We start from the raw sequence: 25,996 nt of genomic DNA, 5'->3' as shown, positions 1-25,996 counted from the left end.
CTGCCTTGCTTTTACGTCCGGAAATGCGCCAATTCAAATAGTTAGAGCGCTTTTGGCGCTCTAATCTTTCGTTACGCCCTGCCGATCTTGTCCTGCGTCTTCGTCTCGAAGTCGGAGGCATCGTGGCGTTCATGCAATTGTTCGGACGGATCGCCCGAGGTCTTGTTGACGATCACGCCACGCTTGACCGCCGGGCGTTCGCCGATTTCGAGCGTCCAGCGCATGACGTTTTTGTAACCGTCCGCCTCAAGGAAAGCACCGGCATCGCCATAGGCCTGACCGAGCGCGATCTTGCCGTACCACGGCCAGACGGCCATGTCGGCGATCGTATATTCCGAACCCGCCAGGTAGCGGTTCTCGGCCAGATGCCGGTCCAGCACGTCGAGCTGGCGTTTGACTTCCATGGCGTAGCGGTCGATGGCGTATTTGATCTTCACCGGCGCATAGGCATAAAAATGGCCGAAACCGCCGCCGAGGAAGGGGGCGGAGCCCATCTGCCAGAACAGCCAGTTCAGCGCCTGCGTGCGGGCATTGCCCTCTTTCGGCAGGAAGGCGCCGAATTTTTCCGCGAGGTAAACGAGAATGGAGCCGCTTTCGAAAACGCGCGTCGGCTCAGGCGTCGAATGATCCATCAGCGCCGGAATCTTGGAATTCGGATTGACGCCGACGAAACCGGAACCGAACTGGTCGCCTTCGCCGATCTTGATCAGCCAGGCATCATAGTCTGCGCCCTTGTGGCCGGCAGCCAGCAATTCTTCCAGCATGATGGTGACCTTCTGGCCATTCGGCGTCGCCAGCGAATAAAGCTGCAGTGGATGCTTGCCGACGGGAAGTTCCTTTTCGTGGGTCGGGCCGGCGATAGGCCGGTTGATATTGGCGAACTGGCCGCCATTGCCCTTTTCCCAGGTCCAGACCTTGGGCGGTTCATATCCGGCGGGGAAATTATCTGCGGAGGAATTTTCGGCCATGAAAATGTGTCCTTGTGCGTTTCGGGAGGACATCCGGACATCCGGGCGCCTGAACAAACATATAGTAAGGTGGCCGAAGCATTTTTCCAGCCCTGCAGCAGATCAGAGCGGAATGGTGTCGTGTTTCTTCCAGCGGGTTTCCACGTTCTTGTTACGCAGCGACGCAAACGCGCGGGCGATGCGGCGGCGTGAGGAATGCGGCATGATGACCTCATCGATGAAACCGCGCTCCGCCGCCACAAAGGGGTTGGCGAAACGCTCTTCGTATTCCTTCGTGCGCGCGGCGATCTTTTCCGGATCGGCAAGCTCGGAACGATAGAGAATTTCCGCCGCACCCTTCGCGCCCATCACGGCGATTTCCGCCGTCGGCCAGGCGTAATTCACGTCCGCACCAATATGTTTGGAGGCCATCACGTCATAAGCGCCGCCATAGGCCTTGCGGGTGATCAGCGTCACCATCGGCACCGTCGCCTCCGAATAGGCGAAGAGAAGTTTTGCGCCGTGCTTGATGACGCCGCCATATTCCTGCGCCGTTCCCGGCAGGAAGCCCGGCACATCCACCAGCGTCAGCAGCGGAATATTGAAGGCATCGCAGAAGCGCACGAAACGCGCCGCCTTGCGCGAACTGTCTATATCGAGGCAGCCGGCCAGCACCATCGGCTGGTTGGCGACAACGCCCACCGTCTGGCCTTCGAGACGGATGAAACCGGTGATGATGTTGCGGGCAAAGGCCTCCTGCAACTCGAAGAAATCGCCCTCATCGGCCAGCGCGTGGATCAGTTCCTTCATGTCATAGGGCTTGTTGGAACTATCAGGGATCAGCGTATCGAGACGTGCTTCCAGCCGCGCCGGATCGTCGTGGAACGGGCGCACCGGCGGCTTTTCGCGGTTGTTGAGCGGCAGGAAATCGAACAGCAGCCGCACATGTTCCAGCGTTTCGATGTCGTTTTCATAAGCGCCGTCGGCGACGGAGGATTTTTTCGTGTGGGTGGAGGCTCCGCCCAGTTCCTCAGCCGTAACGATCTCGTTGGTCACGGTTTTGACCACATCCGGCCCGGTCACGAACATGTAGGAGGTATCGCGCACCATGAAGATGAAATCGGTCATGGCCGGCGAATAAACCGCACCGCCCGCACAAGGCCCCATGATGACAGAGATTTGCGGCACGACGCCGGAGGCGACGACATTGCGCTTGAACACATCGGCATAACCGCCGAGCGAGGCCACGCCCTCCTGAATGCGCGCGCCGCCGCTGTCGTTGAGGCCGATCACCGGCGCGCCGTTGCGCACCGCCATATCCATGATTTTGCAAATCTTCTGGGCATGGGTTTCCGAGAGCGAACCGCCAAGCACGGTGAAATCCTGCGAAAACACATAGACCTGCCGGCCATTGATGGTGCCCCAGCCGGTGACGACACCGTCACCCGCCACCTTCTGCTCCGCCATGCCGAAATCCACCGCGCGGTGGGTGACGTACATGTCATACTCTTCGAAGGAACCTTCATCCAGGAGCACGTCGATACGCTCGCGCGCCGTCAGCTTGCCTTTGCCATGCTGCGCCTCGATGCGCTTGACGCCGCCGCCGAGCCGCGCCTCAGCGCGCCGCGTTTCCAATTGCTCCAGAATGCCGGGCATGTTTCCTCCATGCGTTGTGCCACGATCAATAGCCCAGAAAACATTCGCCAAGAAGCCTTGATCGTGCGCGTATGCGTGCCATAAATATTTGCAATGTTTAATTTTGCAAAGTTGCAACATGGCGACGGAAAAACTCTTTATCGGCCGTAAGGTTCGCGGCCTTCGCGAAAACGCCCGCGCCACGCAGGCGCAATTTGCCGAACGGCTGGGCATTTCCGCGAGTTACCTGAACCAGATCGAGAATAACCAGCGCCCGGTTTCGGCCAGCGTTCTGGTGACGCTGGTGGAAAAATTCCAGCTCGACATGGCAGAACTCGCGACCGGTGAAAGCGACCGGCTGGTTTCCGCCGTGCGCGAGGCGCTGAAAGACCCGCTGTTCATGAATTACGAACCGGGGCTTCAGGAGTTGAAGCTGATTGCCCAGAACGCGCCGGGTTTTGCCCATGCGCTGCTACGTGCCCATCAGGCCTATCGCCAGAACAGCGAGCAGCTGGTGCAGCTGGATGACCGGCTGGGCCGCGGCACCGCACAGGTGGAAAGAACCCCCTATGAGGAGGTGCGCGATTTCTTCCACTTCGTCGACAATTACGTTGCCGAGATCGATCTTCTGGCCGAGGAGCTGGCGGAAGAACTGGAGATTGAAGGCGGCGAGACCTATGGCATTCTGGCGGCGCATCTGAAGAGCCGTTACGGCATCCATATCACCCGAACCGAGGCGGCAGGCGGTCTGATCCGGCACTTCGATCCTGCCGGCAAGACCCTTGCCCTCAGCTCCTACATGGCCGCGCCGACCCGCTGTTTTCAGCTTGCATTGCAGATCGCCCAGCTTCACGCCGGCCCAACGGTGGACAGTGTGCTGGCCGGCGCCGGTTTCCGCAATGCGGAAGCTGCGGAAATCTGTCGTATCGGACTGCACAATTATTTCGCCGCAGCGCTCATCCTGCCCTATGGGCAATTTCACCGGGCGGCGCAGGAGCTACGCCACGATCTCGAACTTCTCGCCGTGCGTTTCGGCGCGAGCCTTGAGCAGGTGGCCCACCGGCTGAGCACGTTGCAACGGCCGGGCATGAAGGGCGTGCCGATCTTTTTCGCCAAGATCGACCGCGCCGGCAACATCACCAAACGCCACAGCGCCACGCGGCTGCAATTTGCCCGTTTCGGCGCGGCCTGTCCGCTGTGGAATATCCATCAGGCTTTCGAAAGCTCCGACAGGATCGTGAGGCAATTGGCGGAAACGCCGGACGGCGTGCGCTATCTTTCCATCGCCACGCAGATCGAAAAGGCCGGCGCCGGTTTCAATACGGAAAGACCGCGTTATGCCATCGCTCTCGGCTGCGAAATTTCCCATGCGCAGAATTTCGTTTATGCCGATACGCTCGATCTCGGCAATGCGGCCTCCTTCAAACCGATCGGCATTTCCTGTCGGGTCTGCGAGAGGGTGGATTGCGTGCAACGCGCCGTGCCGCCGCTGAAACGGAAGCTGCATTTCGATCATCTCTCGCGCGGAGCCCTGCCCTACAGTATCGCCGATTTTTAACCCGCTCAGGGCAGCGGCACCATGGCGCGCCGCATGATGTTGGCATAATAGCCCCAGAAAAGCCGCGCGGCCACGGACCGCCATGGCGACCAGATTGTCGCCCGCTCCGCCAGCCATTTCGCTTCCGGCCTCACCTCCAGCGCAAGCGCATGAGCCACCGCCGATCTCAGCGCCACATCGCCAACCGGAAAAATATCCGGATGCCCGCCGCAGAACATCAGATAGACCTCCGCCGTCCACGGGCCGATACCGCGAAGCGCAACAAGCTCGGAAAGGGCCACACGCCCCTCCTTGCGCACCACACCGTCAAGATCGATCTGCCCTTCCGTGACGGCGCGCGCCAGTCCTTCCAGTGTCGTCGCCTTGGCGCGCGAAAGGCCGAAAGTGGCGCGCAATTCCGCCGACGCGCCGAGATAATTTTCCGCCGTGACCGCGCCGCCGGTGCCGGCAAAAATACGCGCCCATATGGCATTGGCGCTGGCGCGCGACACCATCTGCGAGACGACGATATGGGCAAGGCCGGAAAAGCCGGGCTCATGAATGCGCAGTTCCAGCGGGCCGGCTTTTCCGATGACGAGGCCGAGAGCCGGATCGAGTTGGGCGAGATGCTCCAGCCCTTCGCTGATGTCGTCCATCCCGGTAATGATTTTCATGTCCGTCATTCCATATGCCGCCAGCCGGCTGGTAGGGTGCTTTAAAACATGGCAGAAGAAACCATGCCTTCGCCTCTCCGTCAAAAACCGGTTTACCGTTTTGCGCCAAGCCCCAATGGCCTTCTGCATCTCGGCCACGCGCTTTCCGCCTTCCTGAACCACGATATGGCGCGAGACAATGGCGGCCGCTTTCTGCTTCGCATCGAGGATATCGACCAGACGCGCTGCACCCCGGAGCTGGAACAGGCGATCTATGACGATCTTGGCTGGCTGGGTCTCGACTGGGAGAAACCGGTGCGGCGGCAATCGGAGCATTTCGAAGAGTACCGCGTGGCGCTGGACAGGCTGATCGAGGCAGGACTTGCTTACCCTGCTTTTCTAAGCCGTGGAGAAACCAGAGCGATCGTTCGTACTTTCGAGGCGGAGGGCGGGCTCTGGCCCCGCGATCCCGATGGCGCGCCGCTTTACCCGGCCATCGACCGGGAGAGGCCAAGGGCGGAGCGGGATGTGCTGCTCGCCTCCGGCCGTCCGCACGCCTGGCGGCTCGACATGGAAAAGGCGATCCGCGCCGCCGGCATCCCTCTATTCTGGGAAGAGAGCGGCGACGGCGAGACGGGGCAGATCGAGGCCCTGCCAGCGCTTTGGGGCGATGTGGTGCTGTCGCGCTCCGACGCGCCTTCAAGCTATCATCTTTCCGTTGTGGTGGATGACGCGTTGCAGGGCATCACCCATGTGGTGCGCGGCATGGATCTCTATCACGCCACCGCCATTCACCGGCTGTTGCAACACCTGCTGAACCTGCCGCAGCCGGCCTATCACCATCACCGGCTGATCCTGGGCGCGGACGGGCGCAAGCTCTCGAAAAGCGAAGGCAGCACCGGGCTTTCTGCCCTTCGTTCGGAAGGTGCTGCGCCCTCAGATATCCGCCGGCTTGTCGGTCTCGTCTAGTACCTGCCCGCGGCGCGCGCCGTTGCCACCGATATTGCGGCGGATGATCTGGCGGACCTTGTATTTCATCAGCGCGGCATTCACCTCAGCCCCCAGCATGAAGATGACGCCGACCATATAAAGAAACACCAGCACCACCATCACTGAGGCGAGACCGGCATAGGTAGCGGCATAATTGGCGAAGGTGGAGAGGTAATAGGCGAAGATCGCGGCCCCGATGACCCAGAAGATCATCGTCAGGAGAATGCCCGGCCAGACATCCCAGATGCGGCGCTTGCCGGCCGGAAGCCACAGATGCGCCGCCACCAGCCCCGCCGTCAGCACGACGATGGTGCCATAAAGACCGAGGCTGGAGATGGTGTTCAGCACATCCGTCAGCCACGGAAACCGCTGCTCGGCAAAAGATGTGGCGACCGGCACGGCGACCAGTACGATGCTGATGCCGGCAAAGACCACGACGGCGATCAGGACATAAAACAGGCTGAGCAGGCGGGTGACATACCACCAGCGCGTTTCGGTAACACGATAGGCGCGGTTCAATGAAATGCGCAGCGCCTCGACACCATTGGACGCAAAATAGGCCGCCGCCAGCACCGAAATCGTCAGCAGCCCGCCGCGCGGAATGGTCAGCACCTGCTGCACCTGCGCCGCGAGCGGCCCGGCAATCGCCGCTGGCCAGGTGTCGAAAATCAGATGCACTGCCGTTTCGGAAAACTGGTCCGCCCCCAGAAAACCGGCAAGAGCCGTGCCGAAGATCAGGAACGGAAACAGGGCCAGCAGGATCGACAGCGCCATATGGCTCGCCATCGCCCAGCCGTCATCCTCGGCGAAATGGGAATAGGCATCGAAGGCAACCTTGCCTGCCAGGCGCACTGCGGCAACCATGTCACCTCCATTCATCGGCATTTCATTTGTAACTTCGAGCCGAATATGGGAAATCAGCTTCGCTTTGTACAGCGCGCAAGCTGGCCTTTCGGTTCCAGAAGGGCATGGATTTCGCGCGAACGGATTTTAACGGGCCGGGCAATCGGGCCAGAGCAACAGTCGGTTTCCCGGAGCGGCAAATGTCTGAAAAACCCGTCATCATCATTACCGGATGTTCCTCGGGCATCGGCGCCCATTGCGCCGGCGCGCTCCACCGGGACGGCTGGCGGGTTTTCGCCACCGTGCGGCGCATCGCCGACATGGCGGCGCTTGAAAACCAGGGCATCGAGACCCTGATCATGGATTACACCAAGCCGGAGACGATTGCCGCGCTGGTGGACACCGTCGCAGCCCGGACCGGCGGCCGCATCGATGCGCTTTTCAACAACGGCGCCTATGGCCAGCCGGGCGCGGTGGAGGATTTGCCTGTCGAGGCGCTGCGGGCGCAGTTCGAAACCAATGTCTTCGGCTGGCACGATCTCACGCGGCGGGTCATTCCCTTCATGCGCGCCCGGGGTGCGGGGCGCATCGTGAATTGCTCCTCCATCCTCGGCCTTGTGCCTTATCGCTATCGCGGCGCTTACACCGCCTCGAAATTCGCCCTTGAGGGGCTGGGCGTCACGCTGCGCATGGAGCTTCAGGGCAGCGGCATCCATGTCAGCCTGATCGAACCGGGGCCGATCACCTCGAAATTCACCGCGACGGCGCTTGCCCATATCAACGAGCACATCGATCTCGAAAATTCCGCCCATGCGGCGGAATATAAACGCCAGCTGGCGCGCATGGATGGTTCCGGCCCCGTCAACCGCCACAAGCTCGGCCCGGACGCCGTTTATGCCGTGTTGAAACATGCCCTGACCGCCAAAAGGCCGAAACCGCATTATCCCGTTACCGTGCCGGCCAAACAGGGGCTTGTGCTGAAACGGCTCTTGCCTGCCGGACTTTTCTATCGTCTGCTGCGCAGATTCGATTGAGGAGGAGTAATACCGCATGTCCGGCTTCACCACCGTTCTGGCCCTTATCTTCATGGGCCTCGTCGTCATCGTGCTGATACGCGGCCTCTTCAACATGCTGAAGGGACAGGACGCCAACCGCTCCAACAAGCTGATGCAGCTTCGCCTGCTTTTGCAGGCCGTGGCGATTGTGCTGATCATGTTCACCCTCTGGCTCACCGGCGGTGGCCGCTGACATGGTGAAGCTGAACAAGATCTACACTCGTACCGGCGACAAGGGCACCACGGCGCTGGTTTCCGGCCCGCGCCGCCTGAAACACGATCTTCGCGTCGAGGCCTATGGCACGGTGGATGAGACCAATTCGGCCATCGGTGTCGCGCGACTTCATACCGGCGGGATGGAAAAGCTGGATGCCATGCTTTTCCGCATTCAGAACGATCTTTTCGATCTCGGCGCCGATCTCGCCACGCCGGACAGCGGCGAACCGCTTTCCTATGAGCCGCTGCGCGTCGTCGAAAGCCAGGTCACGCGGCTGGAAAACGAAATCGACGATCTCAATGCCGCCCTTGAACCGCTGACCTCTTTCGTGCTGCCGGGCGGCAGCGCTGCGGCGGCCAGCCTGCATATGGCGCGCACCGTCTGCCGGCGCGCGGAAAGACTGATGGTGGAACTTTCCGTTACTGAGAATGAGATCGTCAGCCCGGCGGCGCTGAAATATGCCAACCGCCTGTCCGACTTCCTGTTCGTCGCCGCCCGCTTCGCCAATGATGCCGGCAAGGCCGATATATTGTGGGTTCCCGGCAAGAACCGCTAAAGCGTTTCAATGACGCAACCAAAGGGCGTTCGATGTTCATACCGCTGCACGATGCGAATTCCCTCAAACATATCCGGCTGCAATATGTCACCATCGGCCTCATCGTGGTCAATGTGCTGGTCTGGCTGTTTACCGGGGTGCTTGCCAGCGACACGCAGGCCAATGCCGCAGCCCTCGGCCTCGGTTTCATTCCGGCAGTGGTGTTCGACTACGCCTATCTGGAACCCGCCCTGCAGGTCGTGCCCGATGACCTGACCGTTGTCACCTATGCTTTCCTGCATCTCGATTTCTGGCATCTGGCCGGCAACATGCTGTTTCTCTGGGTCTTCGGCGACAATGTCGAGGATGCGCTCGGCCATTTCCGTTTCCTGATTTTCTACATCGTCTGCGCCATCGCCGGCGCGCTGTTTCACGGTATCGTCGCCCCCACCTCCGAAGGGCCGCTGATCGGCGCTTCGGGTGCGGTTTCCGGCGTTGTCGCGGCCTATTTCCTGTTGCATCCCAGGGTGCGCGTCTGGGTGCTGGTTCTCATGCGCATTCCGCTTCCTTTGCCCGCCTTCATTCCGCTGGCGCTGTGGATCGGCCAGCAGTTCCTGATGCTGGCGCTCGGGCTCGAGGAAAACGTTTCCTGGGGCGCGCATGTGGGTGGCATCATTGCGGGCGCAATCATGGTGATCTTCATGCGCAGGCGAGGCGTTCCCCTGTTTGACCGCACCATTGTTCCGCCGAGGGCGGCACAGTTCAAGAATCCGTCGCAAACGGCGGGGTTGTCGCAAATCGAACGGGGCTATGACGGGAGCAGATGAGCTCTTGTGAAAGAGATAGAGTATTTACGTGAACGTCAACGTAAGATATGCCTTACGTGCATGTGATAATGAAGATTGCTCCGTTGTAATTGCGGGAAAAATGCTTATCCATGTCGCCAACCTGTTTTTGGAGGTCCGCGCGGTCAACTGGCCAAAGCGGACAGGAGTTTGAGGAAAGCCGCCGATGAAAATCCTTGTCCCCGTTAAACGAGTCGTCGATTACAACGTGAAGATCCGCGTGAAAGCCGATGGTTCTGGCGTTGAGCTTGCCAATGTGAAGATGTCGATGAACCCGTTCGACGAAATCTCGGTGGAAGAGGCGCTGCGCCTGAAGGAAGCCGGCAAGGCCGAAGAGGTTGTGGTCGTCTCCATCGGCCCGGCCAAAGCGGAAGAAACGCTGCGCACCGCGCTCGCCATGGGCGCCGACCGCGCCATCCTGATCGAGACCGATGAAACGGTTGAGCCGCTCGCCGTCGCCAAGCTTCTGAAGGGCGTGGCGGAAGCCGAACAGCCCGGCCTCGTCATCGTCGGCAAGCAGGCAATCGATGACGATTCGAACCAGACCGGCCAGATGCTGGCCGCATTGCTCGGCTGGGGCCAGGGCACCTTTGCCTCCAAGGTCGTGCCCGCAGATGGCAAGGTCGCAGTCACCCGTGAAGTCGATGGCGGTTTGCAGACGGTGGAGCTGAAGCTTCCCGCCGTGGTCACCACCGATCTTCGTCTCAATGAGCCGCGTTATGCATCGCTGCCGAACATCATGAAGGCGAAGAAGAAGCCGCTCGACAAAAAGTCGCCGGCCGATTTCGGCGTCGATGTTTCACCGCGCCTGAAGGTGCTGAAGACCGAGGAGCCGGCAGGCCGCAAGGCCGGCATCAAGGTCGGCTCGGTTGCCGAGCTGGTCGAAAAGCTCAAAGCCGACGGCGTCCTCTAAGGTTTCGGAAAAGGGAGATATTCTTATGGCCATTCTTCTTCTGGCAGAACACGACAACGCAACCCTTTCCGACCTGACGGCAAAGACGCTGACGGCGGCAACGCAAATCGGCGGCGACGTCCACGTGCTGGTCGCTGGCTCAGGCGCCAAGGGCGCCGCGGACGCTGCCGCGAAACTCTCCGGCGTATCCAAGGTGCTGCTCGCCGACGACGCCTCCTATGCCAATGCGCTGGCAGAACCGCTGGCGGCGCTGATCGTCTCGCTCGCGCCTTCCTATGATGTCATCATCGCGCCGGCCACCGCCTCGGCCAAGAACGTGACGCCGCGCGTTGCGGCCCTTCTCGATGTGGCGCAGGTCTCGGAAATCATCGAGGTCGTCAGCCCTGACACCTTCAAGCGGCCGATCTATGCCGGCAACGCCATCCAGACGGTGCAGGCGACCGATGCGAAGAAGGTCATCACCGTGCGTCCGACCGCCTTTGCAGCCGCCGCTGAAGGCGGTTCGGCAGCAGTTGAAACCATCGGTGCGGCCGCAAACCCCGGCCTTTCCAGCTTCGTTTCCGATGCTCTGGCATCGTCCGACCGTCCGGAACTGACATCGGCCAAGATCATCATCTCGGGTGGCCGTGCGCTCGGTTCGTCGGAGAAGTTCAAGGAAGTCATTCTTCCCGTCGCCGACAAGCTGGGTGCTGCCGTTGGCGCCAGCCGTGCGGCTGTCGATGCCGGTTACGCGCCGAACGACTGGCAGGTGGGCCAGACCGGCAAGGTGGTTGCGCCGCAGCTTTACATCGCCGCCGGCATCTCGGGCGCCATCCAGCATCTGGCCGGCATGAAGGATTCGAAGGTCATCGTCGCGATCAACAAGGACGAGGAAGCGCCGATCTTCCAGGTGGCCGACTACGGCCTCGTCGCAGACCTGTTCGAGGCGCTGCCGGAACTCGAAAAATCGCTGTAATTTAAGCATAAATTGAAGGCGGCGCGTTTTTTAAACGCGCCGCCTTCTCTTTTTCGGCGATATGCGTAACATCGCCGGCAATAACGCAGACAAAATCCCTGAGAGGAGACCAGCCTATGACCGCCCCCTTTAAGAACATCGGTGTCATTGGAGCCGGTCAAATGGGATGCGGCATTGCGCATGTCTCCGCCATCGCCGGCTACAAGGTCCATATCTACGATCTTTCCAAGGAAGGCATCGAGGCCGGTCTTGCCACGATCAACGGCAATCTCGCCCGCCAGGTCACCAACGGCAAGCTTTCCGACGACGCCCGCAAGCAGGCGCTGGCGCTGATCAGCGGCTCGACCGACATCAACGATCTGGCAGCCATGGACCTCGTCATCGAGGCCGCGACGGAAAACGAAGAGATCAAGCGCAAGATTTATGCGCAGGTCTGCCCGATCCTGAAGCCCGAGGCGCTGCTCGCCACCAACACGTCGTCGCTCTCCATCACCCGGCTCGCCTCCGCCACCGACCGTCCCGAACAGTTCATGGGCATCCACTTCATGAATCCGGTGCCGGTCATGAAGCTGGTGGAACTGGTGCGCGGCATCGCCACCAATGAAAAGACCTTCGATGCGGCAAAGGATTATGTGCGGACGCTGGAAAAGGCGATCACCGTTGCCGAAGATTTCCCGGCCTTCATCGTCAACCGCATCCTGCTGCCGATGATCAACGAGGCGATCTATACGCTTTATGAGGGCGTCGGCTCGGTGGAAGCCATCGACACCGCCATGCGCCTCGGCGCAAACCACCCGATGGGACCGCTGCAGCTTGCCGATTTCATCGGTCTCGACACCTGTCTGTCGATCATGCAGGTGCTGCATGACGGCCTTTCCGACAGCAAGTATCGCCCCTGCCCGCTGCTGGTCAAATATGTCGAGGCCGGCTGGCTCGGCCGCAAATCCGGCCGAGGCTTCTACGACTATCGCGGCGAAACTCCGGTTCCGACGCGCTGACCGAATGCCGGATGAGGGAGGGAAAACCCTCCCGCACGAATTTAAAAATTATTTAGCCTTCACCGCCGATACCAGCGCCTTGGCATCCTCGCTGTCCCATGCCGCCGGGCCGTTCATGGCGGCGAGCAGGCAGCCGTTTTCGTCCAGCAGCAGGGTTGCCGGCAGGCCGAAGGCTAGGCCTTCCTTTTTCAGAACGTTGAAGACGCCCATGGAACTGTCACGGTAGTGCTTCAGGGCATCGATCTTGTATTCATCCATGAAGGCTTTCGGTTTTTCATCCGCGCCGGTATCGATGTTGACGGCCACGACCTCGAAAGCGTTACCGCCCTTTTCCTTTTCAAGTGCGTTCAGCGCCGGCATCTCTTCGCGGCAGGGCACGCACCATGTGGCCCAGAGGTTGAGAAGAACCGTCTTACCCTTGAGATCGGCAAGCGTCATATCCTGCGCCTGCGGCCCCTTGAAGGAGAGGGGAATGACGCGCGGCGTGTCCGTGGCCGACATGGCCGCCACCTGCCCCTTCAGAAACGGCTTCAGCGAGGCGATGCGGTTCGCCGCCCCCTCACATAAACCGGCGTCAGTCACCGCTGCCCCTTGAACCGGGCTCTCAGACCCAATATGCCTGAACCAGACCGCGCCCGCGCCGCTTAAGACACCGGCAACGGCAGCAATTGCAACCAACTTGGCGGAAGGAAGCCTGAACGGCCTTTTTTCTGTCATCGAATACTCCAGGGCACTGCGAACATGGCTGACGGCACAGATCAGAAATCCTCCAACCAGATGTGGGGCGGGCGTTTCGCTTCCGGGCCGTCTGCCATCATGGAAGAGATAAATGCCTCCATCGGCTTCGACAAGAAGCTTTACGCCCAGGATATCCGCGGCTCTATGGCGCATGCCGCCATGCTGGCATCTAAAGGCATTATTTCGCCGGAAGATAAAGACAAGATCACCGATGGCCTGAACACGATCCTGTCAGAGATCGAATCCGGCAGCTTCGAATTCTCGCGCAAGCTCGAAGACATTCACATGAACATCGAAGCGCGGCTTGCAACGCTGATCGGCCCCGCCGCCGGCCGCCTGCACACCGCCCGCTCGCGCAACGACCAGGTGGCGCTCGATTTCCGCCTGTGGGTCAAGGAAGAACTGCAGAAGACCGAGGGTATGTTGACCGCCCTCATCGCCGCCTTCCTAGACCGCGCCGAAGAAAATGCCGATACGGTCATGCCTGGCTTCACCCATTTGCAGACCGCCCAGCCCGTGACCTTCGGTCACCATTGCATGGCCTATGTGGAAATGTTCGGCCGTGACCGCGCCCGCGTGCGCCACGCCATCGAGCATATGGACGAAAGCCCGATCGGCGCGGCCGCCCTTGCCGGCACCGGCTATCCCATCGACCGCCACATGACGGCCAAGGCGCTCGGTTTCCGCGAGCCGACCCGCAACTCCATCGACACCGTCTCCGACCGCGATTTCGCGCTGGAATTCCTGTCTATCGCCTCCATCTGCGCGACGCACCTGTCGCGTCTCGCCGAAGAAATCGTCATCTGGTCGACGCCTCAATTCGGCTTCATCCGCCTGTCGGATGCCTTCTCCACCGGCTCCTCGATCATGCCGCAGAAGAAGAACCCTGATGCCGCTGAGCTGGTTCGCGCCAAGACCGGCCGCATCAACGGCTCGCTGATCGCCCTCCTGACGGTCATGAAGGGCCTGCCGCTCGCCTATTCCAAGGACATGCAGGAAGACAAGGAACAGGTTTTCGATGCCGCCGAAAGCCTGGAACTGGCGATTGCCGCCATGACGGGCATGATCCGCGACCTCGAGGTGCGCAAGGACCGCATGCGCGCCGCCGCCGGTTCAGGTTATTCCACGGCCACCGATCTTGCCGACTGGCTGGTGCGCGAAGCGGGCCTGCCCTTCCGCGATGCCCACCACGTGACCGGCAATGCCGTGGCGCTGGCGGAGAAGAAGGGCTGCGACCTCGCCGATCTTTCGCTGGAGGAATTGCAAGCCATCCACCCCGGCATCACCAAGGGCGTTTTCGACGTTCTGTCCGTCGAGGCATCGGTTGCCAGCCGCACGAGCTTCGGCGGCACGGCGCCTTCGGAAGTGAAGAAGCAGATCGCCTGGTGGCGCGGACGCAACTGATAAAATCGCGTTACGCTGCGATCACAAGAAACAGGGTGCACAAGCGCCCTGTTTTTCGTTATCAGAGAGGCACATATTTCCTTTGGACAGGCCCATGCTTTCAAAAACCGCGCGCAAACTCATCGTTCCCATCGGCATGACGCTCGCCGTCAGCCTTGTTCTCAGCGCCTGCGGGCGTAAGGGCGACATCGACCCGCCGAGCACGCCGGTCGAAATGCGCAACAAGCGCAATGCCGACGGAACGGAGACAAAGCCGGCGACGGCGGAACGGCCGTTCATTCTTGACAAGCTTCTCTGACGGATAAAAGCCTGTGAACCATTTTGGCTATATCGACGGCGTGCTGCACGCCGAAAACGTGCCTGTGCCCGAGATCGCCAAGGCGGTCGGCACGCCATTCTACATCTATTCGACTGCGACGCTCGAGCGCCATTACAATGTGTTTTCCGGCGCCTTTGCGGATGTGGACGCCATGGTCTGTTACGCCATGAAGGCCAATTCCAACCAGGCGGTTTTGAAGACGCTGGCAAAGCTCGGCGCGGGCATCGACGTCGTCTCGGGCGGCGAATTGCGACGCGCGCTCGCAGCCGGCGTTCCGGCAAGCCGCATCATGTTTTCCGGCGTCGGCAAAACGGTTGCGGAAATGGATTACGCGCTGGAAGCCGGCATCTACTGTTTCAACATCGAATCCGAGCCGGAACTGGAAGTCCTCAACCTGCGCGCCGTGAAAGTGGGCAAGCGGGCGCATGTCTCCTTCCGTATCAATCCGGATGTGGATGCGCGCACCCACGCCAAGATTTCCACCGGCAAGAAAGAAAACAAGTTCGGCATTTCCTATGAGCGCGCCCGCGCGGTCTATGCCCATGCCGCCACCCTGCCCGGCATCGAAGTGACCGGCATCGACATGCATATCGGCAGCCAGATCACCGAATTGCAGCCTTTCGAGGACGCTTTCCGGCTGCTGCGCGAACTTGTCGAGGCGCTGCGCACTGACGGCCACACGATCAGCCACGTCGATATTGGCGGCGGTCTCGGTATCCCCTATCGCGATGACAATAATCCGCCGCCGCTGCCGGATGCCTATGCGCATATCGTCAAGAACGAACTGAAGAGCCTTAACTGCAAGATCGTGACCGAACCGGGCCGCCTGATCGTCGGCAATGCCGGCATTCTGGTGACGGAAGTGATCTATGTGAAGGACGGTGGCGAAAAGACCTTCGTGATCGTCGACGGCGCCATGAACGACCTCATCCGCCCGACGCTGTATGAGGCCTATCACGGCATCCGCCCGGTGGTGCAGCCGGCAGAAGATACGCCGCGCATCAAGGCCGATATCGTCGGCCCCGTTTGCGAGACCGGCGACTATCTGGCGCTCGACCGCGAGATGGCTGCGCCGCAGCCGGGCGACCTGATCGCCGTCAGTTCCGCCGGTGCTTATGGCGCGGTGCAGGCCGGCACCTACAACTCGCGCCTGCTGGTGCCGGAAGTGCTGGTGAAGGATGACAAGTTCCACGTCATCCGTCCGCGCGGCACCTATGAAGAGCTGATCGCGCTCGATTCCGTGCCCGCCTGGCTCGATTGATCTCGCCTGCATCACCGGTTGGTCGATCACAATCAAGCGAAGCTGCCTAAAAAATGGGGGTGAGGGCTTGGGTGCCCTCGTCTTCGCCACAAAGAATGTTATCCTTGCTCCGTGACATGAAACAGCTCGCCGTTCCGGGAATGGCGTTCGACGTGGCCAGAACCGGGAGAACGGATTGATGACCACAGCCGGAGAGGACAGGACAGGCAGAAAGCGCCCGACCGGCGCGTTCGCGCAGCGGCCGGACCTTGCCCGCCGGGTTGCCGCCAAGCGCTTCTTCGCGAAAATCGTGCTGCTTTCGGAGAAAATTGCGCCGAAAACGCTGTGGCCTCTCTCCATCGCCGCCGTGTTTCTGGCGCTTGCCTGGTTCGGTCTTTACCGGCAGATGCCGGATTTCCTGCGGCTCGGCGTTGTTTTCGTGCTGGTTTTCAGTTTCATCGCCACGCTTTTGCCAATCCTGCGGCTGAAATGGCCGACGGACCACGATGCATCCCGCCTGCTTGAAGACCGCAACGGTCTCGCGCACCAGCCGGTTGGCGTGCAGGAGGATGAGCCGGCCTTCGATACGCCTTTTTCCCGAACGCTGTGGAAAGAACACCAGATCCGCATGGCGGAGCGCATTGCCGCGCTGAATGCCGGCCTGCCGAAACCCGATATCGCTCGTTATGACCGTCTGGCGCTGCGCGCCATCCCCGCCCTTCTTCTGGCCGCAGCCTTCGGTTTCTCCTATTCCAACGGCGCGGGCACGATTGCCGATGCCTTCCGCAGCCGGCCGGCTGTCGGTCCGCTCAATCCGGATATCCGTCTCGATGCCTGGGTCACGCCGCCATCCTATACCGGCCGCGCGCCGATTTTCCTGACCGGACGTGACGCAACCAACCGTGATGCCGTTTCGGTTCCGCAATCCTCCAAGCTGACGATCCGCATGACGGGCGGCGATGGCGGCGAGGAAGTGACCTTCGAGCCTGAAATGGCAGGCGCGCTGCAAAAGCTTGCGCCGGAAGCGGCACGTGCCGATAGCGCAAGCGGCGATATCGCCGTTCAAACGCCGGCTCGTTCGGCGGATCAGCCGGTCGCGCCGCGCACTTTCGCCATGGATGTTACCGAAAGCGGCATGATTACCGCGAATGGCGAACAATGGGTGTTCAACGTCATTCCCGACCAGCCGCCCAGCATCGCCTTCGACAACATGCCGCGCCGGGCCGTCAATGGCGCGCTGGAAGTGGGCTTTACCGCCAAGGACGATTATGGGCTGAAGGAAGCCCATGCCATCATCGAGCCGATTGGCGTTGCGGAAGGTGCGACCGCGCTTTACCCGCCGCCGGAATTCAAGCTCGATCTGCCGCGGCAGAACAATCGCGAGATCAAGGGCCTGACCAGCCGTAACCTGACCGAACATCCCATGGCGGGAAAACGCGTGCGCATCACGCTGGTGGCGACAGATGGCGCCGGCCAGACCGGCCGCAGCCCCGCGCATGAAATGGTGCTGCCGGGCCGCAATTTCTCCGAACCGCTGGCAGCCTCCATTGCCGAGCAGCGGCAGATATTCTCGCTCGATACGCGCCAGATGCCGAAGGCGATTGCCTATAACGAGGCGGTCGGTCTGCGCCCGGAAGAGACCATTCCCAACACCACGCATTATCTCCTGTTGCAGTCGGCGCAGACACGCATGCGGCTCGCCTATAATGAGGAGATGCTGAAGAACACGGCGGATTATCTCTGGGAGATTGCGCTCGGCATTGAGGATGGCGATCTTTCACAGGCCGAAAGGCGCCTGCGCGATGCGCAGAATGCGCTTTCCGAAGCGCTTCAGCGCAATGCCTCCGACGAGGAAATCGCCAAGCTGATGCAGGAACTGCGCGAAGCCATGCAGCAGTTCATGAGCGAGCTTGCCCAGCGCATACAGAATGCGCCGCAGGCCAACATGAACAGCCAAGCACAGAACGTGCTGCGCCAGCGCGATCTGGAAAACATGATGAACCAGATCGAAAACCTCTCCCGTTCCGGCAATCGAGATGCGGCGCAGGAAATGCTCTCGCAGCTGCAGCGCATGATGAACAATCTGCAGGCGGGCCGCCCGCAGCGTCAGGGCCAGCAGGGGCAGCAGCAGAGCAGCAAGATGCGCCAGCAGATCGACAAGCTGGGCGAAATCCTGCAACAGCAGCAGAAGCTGATGGATGAGACCTTCAAGCTCGATCAGGCGCTGCGCGACCGCATGCAGCGCGGCGACCCGCAGCAGGGCGGCGAAGGCGAAAACGACCAGCAGATGGGCGAAAACGGCCAGCAGCCGCAGCAGGGTCAGCAAGGCGAACAGGGTCAAAATGGTCAGCAGGGCGGACAACAGCCGAGCGACCAGATGACCGCTGAACAGCTACGCGAGGCGCTGAAAAACCTGCGGGCGCAGCAGGATGCGCTCGGCAAGCAGCTCGGCGAATTGCAGCAGGGGCTGCGCGATCTCGGTATGGAACCGGGCGAAAACTTCGGCAAGGCGCAGCAGGAAATGCAAGGCGCCGGCGAGGCGCTGGGCAAGGGCCAGGGCGAACAGGCTGTCGAAGGACAGGGCAATGCGCTGAATGCGCTGCGGCAGGGCGCACAGGACATGATGGGCCAGATCATGCAGGCCATGCGCCAGCAGGGCCAACAACCCGGACAGGGTCAGGAGGGCATGGCGGGCCAGGGCGGCCAGAACGGCCGTGATCCGCTTGGCCGTCCGCGCAGCACCACCGGCCCGGATTTCGGCGATCAGGTGAAGGTGCCGGACGAAATCGACGTGCAGCGCGCCCGCGAAATCCTAGAGGCGATCCGCGAGAAGCTCGGCAACAATCCACCCGGTGAAATCGAGCGGCGGTATCTGGAGCGGTTGCTGGATATACAGTGAGGGTTCGCACAGCTAATGGCGTGCCTCGTTACATCCTGTTTCAGAAGCTAAAGTTTCCGTCATGCCGGACTTGATCCGGCATCCAGTCGGCGCGCGTCTGCGCGGCGGAAAGAGTTCTTTCAGCCCAAGGACTGGGGCTGGCTGGATTCCGGCTCGAGGCCGGAATGACGGAGGCAGGGAACTGCGCTGAGCCAGGGGACTGACCAACAAAAAAGGCGGCCCGACGGCCGCCCTTTAGATCTCTGCTTCCTTACCACTCAGGCCGCCAGCGCGCGCGCCACAGCCTTGCGAATATCCGGAAGCGCAAAGGGTTTGGAAACCACGTCCACAATCTTCGTCGCCAGATCGTCAGCACGTTCGCGCTGCTCGGCATAACCCGTCATCAGCAGGATGCGCATGGCCGGGAAGCGTTCGGCGGCGCGGTGCGCCAGCTCGATGCCATCCATGACCGGCATGCGGATATCCGAAAGAAGAAGATCGAAACTGGTTTCCTGAAGCTTTTCCAGCCCCTGCTCGCCATCCGCCGCCTCATGGGTCTCGTGACCGTCGAGACGCAGCGCGCGAGCGACGAAAGCCCGCAATGCATCCTCGTCTTCGGTAATCAGAATCTTCGCCATTACTCATTGCTCCTGGGCATCATTTCCAGCCGTGAGCAACATCGCAGGCTCCTCTTTTCAAGAGGTAAACACCCAGCCCTTCGCTGGGTGAATGGTTAATGAGGCGTCTCCGCGCTGTGCCGTTCCGGCACGGCAAAGTACTCAGGCGTCGCCGGTCACGACGCCGACAAAGGGCAGTTCGCGGAAGGCGTAAGCGACATCCATGCCGTAACCCACGACGAAATAATCCGGACATTCGAAACCGACATAATCGGCCTCCAGATCTTCCTTGCGCTTGACCTTCTTGTCGAGCAGCACCGCGATGGTGACATTGCGGGCGCCACGCTCGTAAAGCAGTTCCTTGGCGAAACGCAGCGTGCGGCCGGATTCGAGAATATCGTCGATCAGGAGGACATCGCGGTCCTTCACGTCGCTGTCTATATCCTTGACGATCCTGACGCCTTGGGAAACCGTGCCGGTGCCATAGCTCGAAAGCGTGATGAACTCGACTTCAGGGGCAAGGCCGCTGTCATGCAGCGCGCGGATAAGATCGGCCGCGAAAATGAACGATCCCTTGAGCACGGCAATGACCAGTAAATCCTTGGTCGGGCCGCTGGCGATGTGTTTGGCCATGTCGCGATTGCGCTCGGCGATCTGCTCGGCGGTATAAAGCGGCTCGATGTTTTTTCCACGGACGACGGGCATTCTTACTCCTGTGCTGCGCCTTGCCGATTTTACCTTTCAGTAAAAATACGAAGACCACGGGTTAGCACAGTCAGCGTTCGGACGCACCCGCCTCGACGAAGGAAAGCTTGATCTCAGGCGTTTTTCCACCGGGATGGCGCAACTTTGCCGAAAAACCGTGGCTGAAACCGGGCTGCATCTCCTTCACCGGCGGTTCGATGACCATGCTGGCCACCAGCTGTCCCTTGGCGGCGAAGAGATCGGCGCGGAGGGCCGGCACCTCTTCGAGATTGCCGCCATTGTTTTCGACAATGCCGTTGATGAGCAGAGTATCCATGCCATCCGCCTCCATCGGGGTCACGGTGACATGGGAAATGGCGAGCGGGTTCACCGAAGCGGCAACAGCCGGCTTCTCCGGCACGACCACAGAGAGACCGCCCGAGCAGACGAAGACGAAAATCGCAAGCCCCGCCACTAGCGCCGAATAGGCATCCGCCGAAAGACGGGATAATCTGCGGTCCAGCCAGCCGATGAAAGCGAGGCCGAGCACACCGATGGTGACGGGTGGTTTTGCCGCCTGCCGGCGCGCAGCACCGCGATTGTCGTTTCCGGGTTGCCGCGAACGGTTTTCCTTGATGGTGACAAATTCCGCGTCTACCACATCGCGGTCGGGATTTGCCGCCCGCGAAGTGCGGCGCACCGGCGTTTCCGGCATCAGGAGGTCGAAATCGAATGCCGCTTGCCGGCGAGATGAACGGAACATAGCCATAGAATTCCCTGGGTGAGGTTTTCCGGCCCGCAAAACTGGGCATTGCAACGAATCCTGCCAAGTTTTAAATTTAATTGGTTAATGCTTCGCAAAAACGGCTCGCACAGGCCACCGGAACCGGGTTAAACCGCGCCGCCCGGGCCTCTGCGCTTTCGGCTTGCGAAACACCACGAAACGAAGAGACTGGAAGTCCGTTGATCCATTTCGAAAATGTCGGGTTGCGTTACGGCATGGGACCCGAGATCCTGAGGGACATGACCTTCGATATCCCCAAGGGTTCGTTCCAGTTTCTGACCGGCCCGTCGGGCGCCGGCAAGACGACGCTGCTCCGCCTGCTTTTAATGTCGCTGCAGCCGACACGCGGCAATATCCGCATGTTCAACCGCGATGTGTCGCGCATTCCGCGCAGCGAGTTGCCGATGCTGCGCCGCCGCGTCGGCATCGTATTTCAGGATTTCCGGCTGCTCGATCATCTGACGACCTATGAGAACGTCGCCCTGCCGCTGCGTGTGCGCGGCAAGGAAGAGAGCGCCTATCGCAACGATGTGATCGAGCTGCTGAAATGGGTCGGGCTCGGCGAGCGCATCAATGTGTTGCCGGCCATTCTTTCCGGCGGGGAAAAGCAGCGCGCCGCCATTGCCCGCGCCTTGATGGACCAGCCCGAAATCCTGCTGGCCGACGAGCCGACCGGCAACGTCGATCCGCCGATGGCCAAGCGCCTTCTCAACCTTTTCCTGGAACTCAACCGGCTGGGCACGGCCGTCGTCATCGCCACCCATGATTTCGGCCTGATGGACCAGATCGATGCGCGCCGGATGATCCTGACCGAAGGGCGGCTCGACATCTATGAATGAGATCAACCGCAAACAATTGAAGCCGGAAGCGGCGCAGCCGAAGCGCCCGCCCATGCGCATCCGCCCGATGGCGCCCATCCTGCCGCCCTCCAATATTCAGGGCAATGCGCTGATGGTGGTCATCGCCATCATGGCCTTTCTCGCCTGCCTGACGCTGGGCGCCGTCTCCATGGTGCGCGCCACAGCCGCCACCTGGCAGAGCCAGATTTCCCGTGAGATCACCATCCAGATCAAGCCCGAGGACGGGCTGGATATGAATGCGGCGCTGAATAAGGCGCGCAACCTGGCGCTCACCTTCGTCGGCACGCGGGATGGCACCGTCCTCGATGATGCGGCGACATCGCGCCTTTTGGAGCCGTGGCTCGGCAGCGGTCTCGATCTTTCCGAATTGCCGGTGCCGCGTCTCGTCGTCATCACCATCGACGAAAACAATCCGCCCGATTTCCAGGCGATGCGCGATATGCTGAAGGCGGAGATTCCGCAGGCGTTTCTGGACGACCACCGCACGTGGGTCGACAGGCTGGTCTCCATGGCCAGAACCACCGTTATGATCGGGGTCGGCGTTCTTATCCTCGTCTTCACCGCCATGGTGCTGACCGTGGTGTTTGCGACGCGCGGCGCGCTTTCCGGCAACCGGCATATCGTCGAGGTGCTGCACTTCGTTGGCGCGGAAAGCAGTTTTGTAGCGCGCGAATTCCAGAAACATTTCCTGAAGATCAGTCTCAAGGGGGCGGCGGCGGGCAGCGCACTGGCCGCGGCGGTTTTCCTTGTCGCCGGTTTCTGGCAATCGAGCACGGTCGCCACGCCGCAGAGCGATCAGGCGAGCGCGCTTTTCGGCTCGTTTTCGGTCGGTCTCGGCGGCTATTTCGGCATTGCCATGACGATGATCATCATCGCGCTTTTGACCACAATCACGGCGCGCGTGACCGTCATCCGCACCATCGACGATATCGACCGCGTCCGCTCGGATCCATCGAAAAGCGACGGCCTTGCATCGTGAGAACACCCCCGGAATCCTGCGGTAGAACTGAAAGCGTCACAAGCCGGATGTAACCTGCAGACGGTGGACAAAAATGCCTGTTCCTTGCCTTAATCGGCGAGTATTCAGGAGGAATGTTTGTGAGTCGGATGGACCAGGATCAGGCGACAGCGCGACCGGCCAGAAAGGGCCTGTTGTCGCGGCGCGGTCCTCTGCGCCGTTTTATTCGCGGCCTCATCCTGCTTTGCGTCATTGTGCTCGGCGCATTTTCCGGCGGTTTCCTGTGGTTTGCCGATTCCGTCGCCTCCATGCGTCCGCCGGAGGGGGCAAGAGGCGATGCCATCATCGTGCTTACCGGCGGTTATCAGCGTATCGAACAGGCGGTCGGCCTGCTGAGAGACGGCGTGGGCAAGCGGCTTCTGATTTCCGGCGTCAACCCGGCCACCACCCGCTCGCAGATCCGCAAGATGACGCAAGGGTCATCAGACATGTTTTCCTGCTGCGTGGATATGGGCTACAAGGCGATAGACACGATCGGCAACGCCAGTGAGGCGGCAAGCTGGATACGCGACCACAATTATTCCTCCATCGTCGTCGTCACCAATAATTATCATATGCATCGCAGCCTGCATGAATTGCGCAGTGCCAGCCCGCAGACGCAATTCATCGCCTATCCCGTCATCAGCGCCGATCTTGCCCGCACCAACTGGTTCGTGGAGCCGGATGTGGTGAGAACCATGCTTTACGAATATCTGAAGTTCGTGGCGGCAGCGGGACGCGACCTCACCGGCTTCGGCAAGGGTGACGGTCTGCGCAAGGCCGCCGCCGATCATTCCCGGATAAAGACGACAACCGCTTCGTCCTGACCGGCGAGAACGCGCTTGCTGCGGCCCCTTGTTTTCGTGTAGGCGTCTGGCATCGGCATCCGGCATCGAGACCTGTCCAGGGCTTCGGAACGGCTGCGCTCCGGGAAGGCTGTTGATGCTCAAGCTGCGCTCTTTTCTTTTCAATACGCTGTTTTATCTCAACCTGATTGTTCGCATGATCGTGCTGACGCCGATCTATTTCATTCTGCCGCGCAAGATCGCCTATGAAATTCCCAAGAACTGGGCGCGATCCAACCACTGGCTGATGAAGACCATCGTCGGCACCACCTTCGAAGTCGAAGGGCTGGAAAACATTCCCGAAACCGGCTGCATCTTCGCACCCAAACACCAGTCCTTCTGGGACACCTATGCGCTGCTGCCCAATCTTCCCGATCCGGTCTATATTCTGAAGCGCGAGCTTTTGTGGATTCCGCTGTTCGGCTGGTACGCCATGAAACAACGCATGATCCCGGTTAACCGCGCCGCACGCGGGAAGGTGATGCTGAAGGTGATGGAGCGGGCAAAAGAGGAAATGGCCGCCGGTCGCGAACTCATCATCTATCCCGAAGGCACACGCCGCCCACCGGGCGCCGAACCCGAATATCGTTACGGCATCGCAAGGCTTTACCGCGATCTGCAGGTTCCGGTCATTCCCGTCGCCATGCATCCCGGCCTGTTCTGGCCGCGCCGGTCCACCATGCGCTATCCCGGCCATTTCAAGGTGCGTATCCTGCCGGCCATCGAGCCGGGGCTGGACCCCGACGTGTTTTTCAAGCGCCTGATCGATGTAACGGAAAAAGCGAGCGACGAGTTGCTGCTGGAAACCGTGCGCAACAACCCGCATTTGCCGCTGCCGCCGACCGCCGTGAAGCGGATCGCCGAACTTCAGGGCAAGGAAACCGCCGCCGGCTGAGCGGCGAGCGCGCCGACATTTTTGGCGATGCTCTCCAGCAGGGAATCGCGAATGCCCATCTCCTGCAGATGCTGCACGGTGTTGAAGACATAATCCGTATTCGGCCCGGACCGGCCCGATGCGGCTGCAACGATGGTCGCCGATTCGGCAACGCCGAGACCGCCGATATATTGCTCATGCGCGGGATCGGCCACATAGGTTACGGCGCTGCTGCGCCTGCCATCGGAAAGCGCGATGGAAACCAGCCGCTCCTTATAGACATTCGTCACCAGTTCGCGCTCGCGCAGATAGATCATGACGGGGTCGCGGTCCTGCCCGCGCACGCGGAAAGCGACGCCAAGGCAGGAGCCGCCGCGCTCCAGGCCGAGAACGAGACCGGGCTTTTCTTCGGTGCCTCTATAAAAGTTGGAACTGATACAAAGCGAGCGCCGATACCCGTGCAGCCGCGCCTGCTGCCGCTCTTCAAAGGCGAAGCCGGGGTTCCACATCAACGAACCGTAGCCAAAGACCCAAAAATCGTCCATATCCCAAGCCAAATCGAAATTGTCTGAAGTCTGTTCATCGGAGATCAATATGGCAGCGTCAAGCCAATCCGGCACCGCCAAAAAAATCCTCTGGCTCGCCATCGCCATCCTCGTGGTCATCGGACTTTATACCGCCGGGTGGTTTTACGCCGCCGACAGGCTGAAGCAGACGGTTCTGAACGTCATTGCCCCCTCGCAGGCGCGCAGCGTCAGCGGCGAATGCGGCGATATCGCCTTCAAGGGTTATCCCTTCCGCATCGGCCTCTTCTGCTCCAAAGTGACGGTGGATGACAAGGAGAACGGCGTTTCCGCTTCCTTCGGCGAACTTCGCTCGGCAGCGCAGGTTTATAATCCCGGGCACATCGTCTGGGAACTCGATTCGCCCGCGGAAATCCGTTCCGCCCATGGCCTGACAATTTCGGCCGCCTGGCAGAACATGCAGTCCAGCATCGTCACCAAGCTGAAGGGCATCGACCGCAGCTCGCTCGTCATCGACGGGCTGAAGGCACAGGCGATTTCTTCCGTCACCGGCCAGACCATCGATTTCGATGCAGTCAAAACGGAAATGCATCTGCGCCAGAACGGCGCGGATCTCGACGGGGCCATCACGCTCACCGACTCCGCAACCGTCATCAAGGACTGGCCGCAGCTTTTGCCGCGCCTCGACGCCATCGCCGATGTCACCCTTGCCGGCAAGGCGGGCATGGTGGATGGCAGCGACAGTTCGGGCCTGTATGGCGCGAGCGGCGAGCTTCGCCGGCTGGTGGCCGATATTGGCGAGGGCCGCACCATGCGCATCAGCGGCCCCTTCTCCTTCGACAATGAGGGCTATCTCTCCGGCCAGTTCAAGCTGGAAATCGAAAAGCTCGGCGCATGGTCGGACAATGCCAAGCAGGTCTTCCCGCAGCTGCAGTCCACCATCGATACGGCCCGCAAACTGCTCGGCGCGCTCGCCGGCGGCGGCGACCGGGCATCCGTCGATCTCGTTGTGGATCGTGGCCGCGCCACGGTCAGCGGCTTTATTCCGCTTGGGAGAATCCCGCCGATTTGACGTTTAGCCCCATATTCGACGTCATCCTCGGGCTTGT

The 25,996-nt window shown here is 60.8% G+C and carries 27 protein-coding genes; 18 read left to right on the top strand and 9 right to left on the bottom strand.

Translation table 11 applies throughout. The features are described from left to right. Nucleotides 1-71 precede the first annotated feature (71 nt). On the bottom strand, nt 72-968 hold the full coding sequence (gene yghU / locus RAC79_RS08060) for a glutathione-dependent disulfide-bond oxidoreductase (protein ID WP_078053346.1): 897 nt from the start codon (nt 966-968) through the stop codon (nt 72-74). 102 nt (nt 969-1,070) lie between these two features. Then, nucleotides 1,071-2,603, bottom strand: coding sequence for an acyl-CoA carboxylase subunit beta (locus RAC79_RS08055; RefSeq protein ID WP_142844774.1), 1,533 nt, complete (start codon nt 2,601-2,603; stop codon nt 1,071-1,073). Nucleotides 2,604-2,721: 118 nt separating this feature from the next. Here RAC79_RS08055 and RAC79_RS08050 point away from each other — a divergent pair, with 118 nt between their 5' ends. Next, nucleotides 2,722-4,140: a short-chain fatty acyl-CoA regulator family protein gene (locus RAC79_RS08050; RefSeq protein WP_142844775.1), complete on the top strand. Its 1,419-nt coding sequence runs from the start codon at nt 2,722-2,724 to the stop codon at nt 4,138-4,140. 5 nt (nt 4,141-4,145) lie between these two features. Here the strand turns inward: RAC79_RS08050 and RAC79_RS08045 are convergent, their stop codons facing one another. Beyond that, on the bottom strand, nt 4,146-4,802 hold the full coding sequence (locus RAC79_RS08045; RefSeq protein ID WP_161987827.1) for a DNA-3-methyladenine glycosylase: 657 nt from the start codon (nt 4,800-4,802) through the stop codon (nt 4,146-4,148). Between the two features lie 39 nt (nt 4,803-4,841). Between RAC79_RS08045 and gluQRS the strand changes: the two genes are divergently transcribed. Further along, nucleotides 4,842-5,741: a tRNA glutamyl-Q(34) synthetase GluQRS gene (gluQRS, locus tag RAC79_RS08040; protein WP_080857433.1), complete on the top strand. Its 900-nt coding sequence runs from the start codon at nt 4,842-4,844 to the stop codon at nt 5,739-5,741. Here gluQRS and RAC79_RS08035 read toward each other — a convergent pair. Continuing rightward, a complete protein-coding gene (locus RAC79_RS08035; protein ID WP_142844778.1) occupies nt 5,709-6,626 on the bottom strand; it encodes a YihY/virulence factor BrkB family protein in 918 nt (305 codons plus the stop codon). The two genes, gluQRS and RAC79_RS08035, sit on opposite strands and share 33 nt — an antisense overlap. Before the next feature lie 179 nt (nt 6,627-6,805). On the opposite strand from RAC79_RS08035, the gene RAC79_RS08030 reads away from it, so the two are divergent. From RAC79_RS08030 to RAC79_RS08000, 7 genes are all read left to right on the top strand, one after another. After that, on the top strand, nt 6,806-7,639 hold the full coding sequence (locus RAC79_RS08030; protein ID WP_078053342.1) for an SDR family oxidoreductase: 834 nt from the start codon (nt 6,806-6,808) through the stop codon (nt 7,637-7,639). A 16-nt stretch (nt 7,640-7,655) separates the two neighbouring features. Next, nucleotides 7,656-7,853, top strand: a complete 198-nt coding sequence (locus RAC79_RS08025; RefSeq protein ID WP_065657065.1) for a twin transmembrane helix small protein — start codon at nt 7,656-7,658, stop codon at nt 7,851-7,853. Between the two features lies 1 nt (nt 7,854). Continuing rightward, nucleotides 7,855-8,433, top strand: coding sequence for a cob(I)yrinic acid a,c-diamide adenosyltransferase (locus RAC79_RS08020; protein ID WP_142844779.1), 579 nt, complete (start codon nt 7,855-7,857; stop codon nt 8,431-8,433). A 32-nt stretch (nt 8,434-8,465) separates the two neighbouring features. After that, on the top strand, nt 8,466-9,239 hold the full coding sequence (locus tag RAC79_RS08015; protein ID WP_174039990.1) for a rhomboid family intramembrane serine protease: 774 nt from the start codon (nt 8,466-8,468) through the stop codon (nt 9,237-9,239). Between the two features lie 184 nt (nt 9,240-9,423). Continuing rightward, nucleotides 9,424-10,170 (top strand): electron transfer flavoprotein subunit beta/FixA family protein, encoded by a 747-nt coding sequence (locus RAC79_RS08010; protein WP_065657064.1) that lies wholly within the window; start codon nt 9,424-9,426, stop codon nt 10,168-10,170. A gap of 25 nt (nt 10,171-10,195) precedes the next feature. After that, on the top strand, nt 10,196-11,125 hold the full coding sequence (locus tag RAC79_RS08005; RefSeq protein ID WP_078053341.1) for an electron transfer flavoprotein subunit alpha/FixB family protein: 930 nt from the start codon (nt 10,196-10,198) through the stop codon (nt 11,123-11,125). A gap of 116 nt (nt 11,126-11,241) precedes the next feature. Further along, complete coding sequence (locus tag RAC79_RS08000) at nt 11,242-12,123, top strand: 3-hydroxybutyryl-CoA dehydrogenase (protein ID WP_003523331.1); 882 nt, start codon at nt 11,242-11,244, stop codon at nt 12,121-12,123. Nucleotides 12,124-12,171: 48 nt separating this feature from the next. Here the strand turns inward: RAC79_RS08000 and RAC79_RS07995 are convergent, their stop codons facing one another. After that, nucleotides 12,172-12,840: a TlpA disulfide reductase family protein gene (locus RAC79_RS07995; RefSeq protein ID WP_065657062.1), complete on the bottom strand. Its 669-nt coding sequence runs from the start codon at nt 12,838-12,840 to the stop codon at nt 12,172-12,174. Nucleotides 12,841-12,864: 24 nt separating this feature from the next. Between RAC79_RS07995 and argH the strand changes: the two genes are divergently transcribed. The 4 genes from argH to RAC79_RS07975 all read left to right on the top strand — a co-directional run bounded on the left by argH (nt 12,865) and on the right by RAC79_RS07975 (nt 18,723). Further along, entirely contained in the window at nt 12,865-14,265 is a 1,401-nt protein-coding gene (argH, locus tag RAC79_RS07990) for an argininosuccinate lyase (protein WP_035262163.1), read from the top strand. A gap of 94 nt (nt 14,266-14,359) precedes the next feature. Further along, nucleotides 14,360-14,563: a lipoprotein gene (locus RAC79_RS07985; RefSeq protein ID WP_003497438.1), complete on the top strand. Its 204-nt coding sequence runs from the start codon at nt 14,360-14,362 to the stop codon at nt 14,561-14,563. A gap of 13 nt (nt 14,564-14,576) precedes the next feature. After that, nucleotides 14,577-15,845: a diaminopimelate decarboxylase gene (gene lysA, locus RAC79_RS07980; RefSeq protein WP_174039991.1), complete on the top strand. Its 1,269-nt coding sequence runs from the start codon at nt 14,577-14,579 to the stop codon at nt 15,843-15,845. A gap of 178 nt (nt 15,846-16,023) precedes the next feature. Next, nucleotides 16,024-18,723: a TIGR02302 family protein gene (locus tag RAC79_RS07975; protein ID WP_174039992.1), complete on the top strand. Its 2,700-nt coding sequence runs from the start codon at nt 16,024-16,026 to the stop codon at nt 18,721-18,723. 257 nt (nt 18,724-18,980) lie between these two features. On the opposite strand, the gene RAC79_RS07970 is transcribed toward RAC79_RS07975, so the two are convergent. The 3 genes from RAC79_RS07970 to RAC79_RS07960 form a co-directional block, all read right to left on the bottom strand. After that, nucleotides 18,981-19,340 (bottom strand): response regulator, encoded by a 360-nt coding sequence (locus RAC79_RS07970; RefSeq protein ID WP_046799828.1) that lies wholly within the window; start codon nt 19,338-19,340, stop codon nt 18,981-18,983. 141 nt (nt 19,341-19,481) lie between these two features. Beyond that, nucleotides 19,482-20,024 carry a hypoxanthine phosphoribosyltransferase gene (gene hpt / locus RAC79_RS07965; RefSeq protein WP_004445644.1) on the bottom strand — a complete coding sequence of 181 codons (543 nt, stop codon included), beginning with the start codon at nt 20,022-20,024 and terminating at the stop codon, nt 19,482-19,484. A gap of 70 nt (nt 20,025-20,094) precedes the next feature. Next, nucleotides 20,095-20,766, bottom strand: coding sequence for a hypothetical protein (locus RAC79_RS07960; protein WP_174039993.1), 672 nt, complete (start codon nt 20,764-20,766; stop codon nt 20,095-20,097). A gap of 200 nt (nt 20,767-20,966) precedes the next feature. On the opposite strand from RAC79_RS07960, the gene ftsE reads away from it, so the two are divergent. The 4 genes from ftsE (at nt 20,967) to RAC79_RS07940 (ending at nt 24,384) form a co-directional block, all read left to right on the top strand. Next, nucleotides 20,967-21,626: a cell division ATP-binding protein FtsE gene (ftsE, locus tag RAC79_RS07955; protein WP_003497447.1), complete on the top strand. Its 660-nt coding sequence runs from the start codon at nt 20,967-20,969 to the stop codon at nt 21,624-21,626. Beyond that, nucleotides 21,619-22,626, top strand: a complete 1,008-nt coding sequence (locus RAC79_RS07950) for an ABC transporter permease (protein WP_174039994.1) — start codon at nt 21,619-21,621, stop codon at nt 22,624-22,626. The genes ftsE and RAC79_RS07950 overlap by 8 nt, the downstream gene beginning before the upstream one ends. Before the next feature lie 128 nt (nt 22,627-22,754). Continuing rightward, nucleotides 22,755-23,471 (top strand): YdcF family protein, encoded by a 717-nt coding sequence (locus tag RAC79_RS07945; RefSeq protein ID WP_161987828.1) that lies wholly within the window; start codon nt 22,755-22,757, stop codon nt 23,469-23,471. 115 nt (nt 23,472-23,586) lie between these two features. Next, nucleotides 23,587-24,384, top strand: coding sequence for a 1-acyl-sn-glycerol-3-phosphate acyltransferase (locus RAC79_RS07940; protein WP_065657055.1), 798 nt, complete (start codon nt 23,587-23,589; stop codon nt 24,382-24,384). On the opposite strand, the gene RAC79_RS07935 is transcribed toward RAC79_RS07940, so the two are convergent. Then, the gene (locus RAC79_RS07935) at nt 24,357-24,908 is read right to left on the bottom strand and encodes a gamma-glutamylcyclotransferase (protein ID WP_065657279.1); all 552 of its coding nucleotides are present in this window, start codon (nt 24,906-24,908) and stop codon (nt 24,357-24,359) included. The genes RAC79_RS07940 and RAC79_RS07935 overlap by 28 nt on opposite strands. Before the next feature lie 49 nt (nt 24,909-24,957). On the opposite strand from RAC79_RS07935, the gene RAC79_RS07930 reads away from it, so the two are divergent. Then, nucleotides 24,958-25,959, top strand: coding sequence for a DUF2125 domain-containing protein (locus RAC79_RS07930; RefSeq protein WP_142844784.1), 1,002 nt, complete (start codon nt 24,958-24,960; stop codon nt 25,957-25,959). Nucleotides 25,960-25,996 lie beyond the last annotated feature (37 nt).

This window comes from Agrobacterium sp. LR_9, from assembly GCF_041954855.1.
GTDB classification, from domain to species: Bacteria; Pseudomonadota; Alphaproteobacteria; order Rhizobiales; family Rhizobiaceae; genus Agrobacterium; species Agrobacterium leguminum.
The sequence above is the reverse complement of the archived record's forward strand: the minus strand, read 5'-3'. Positions and strand labels throughout refer to the sequence as shown.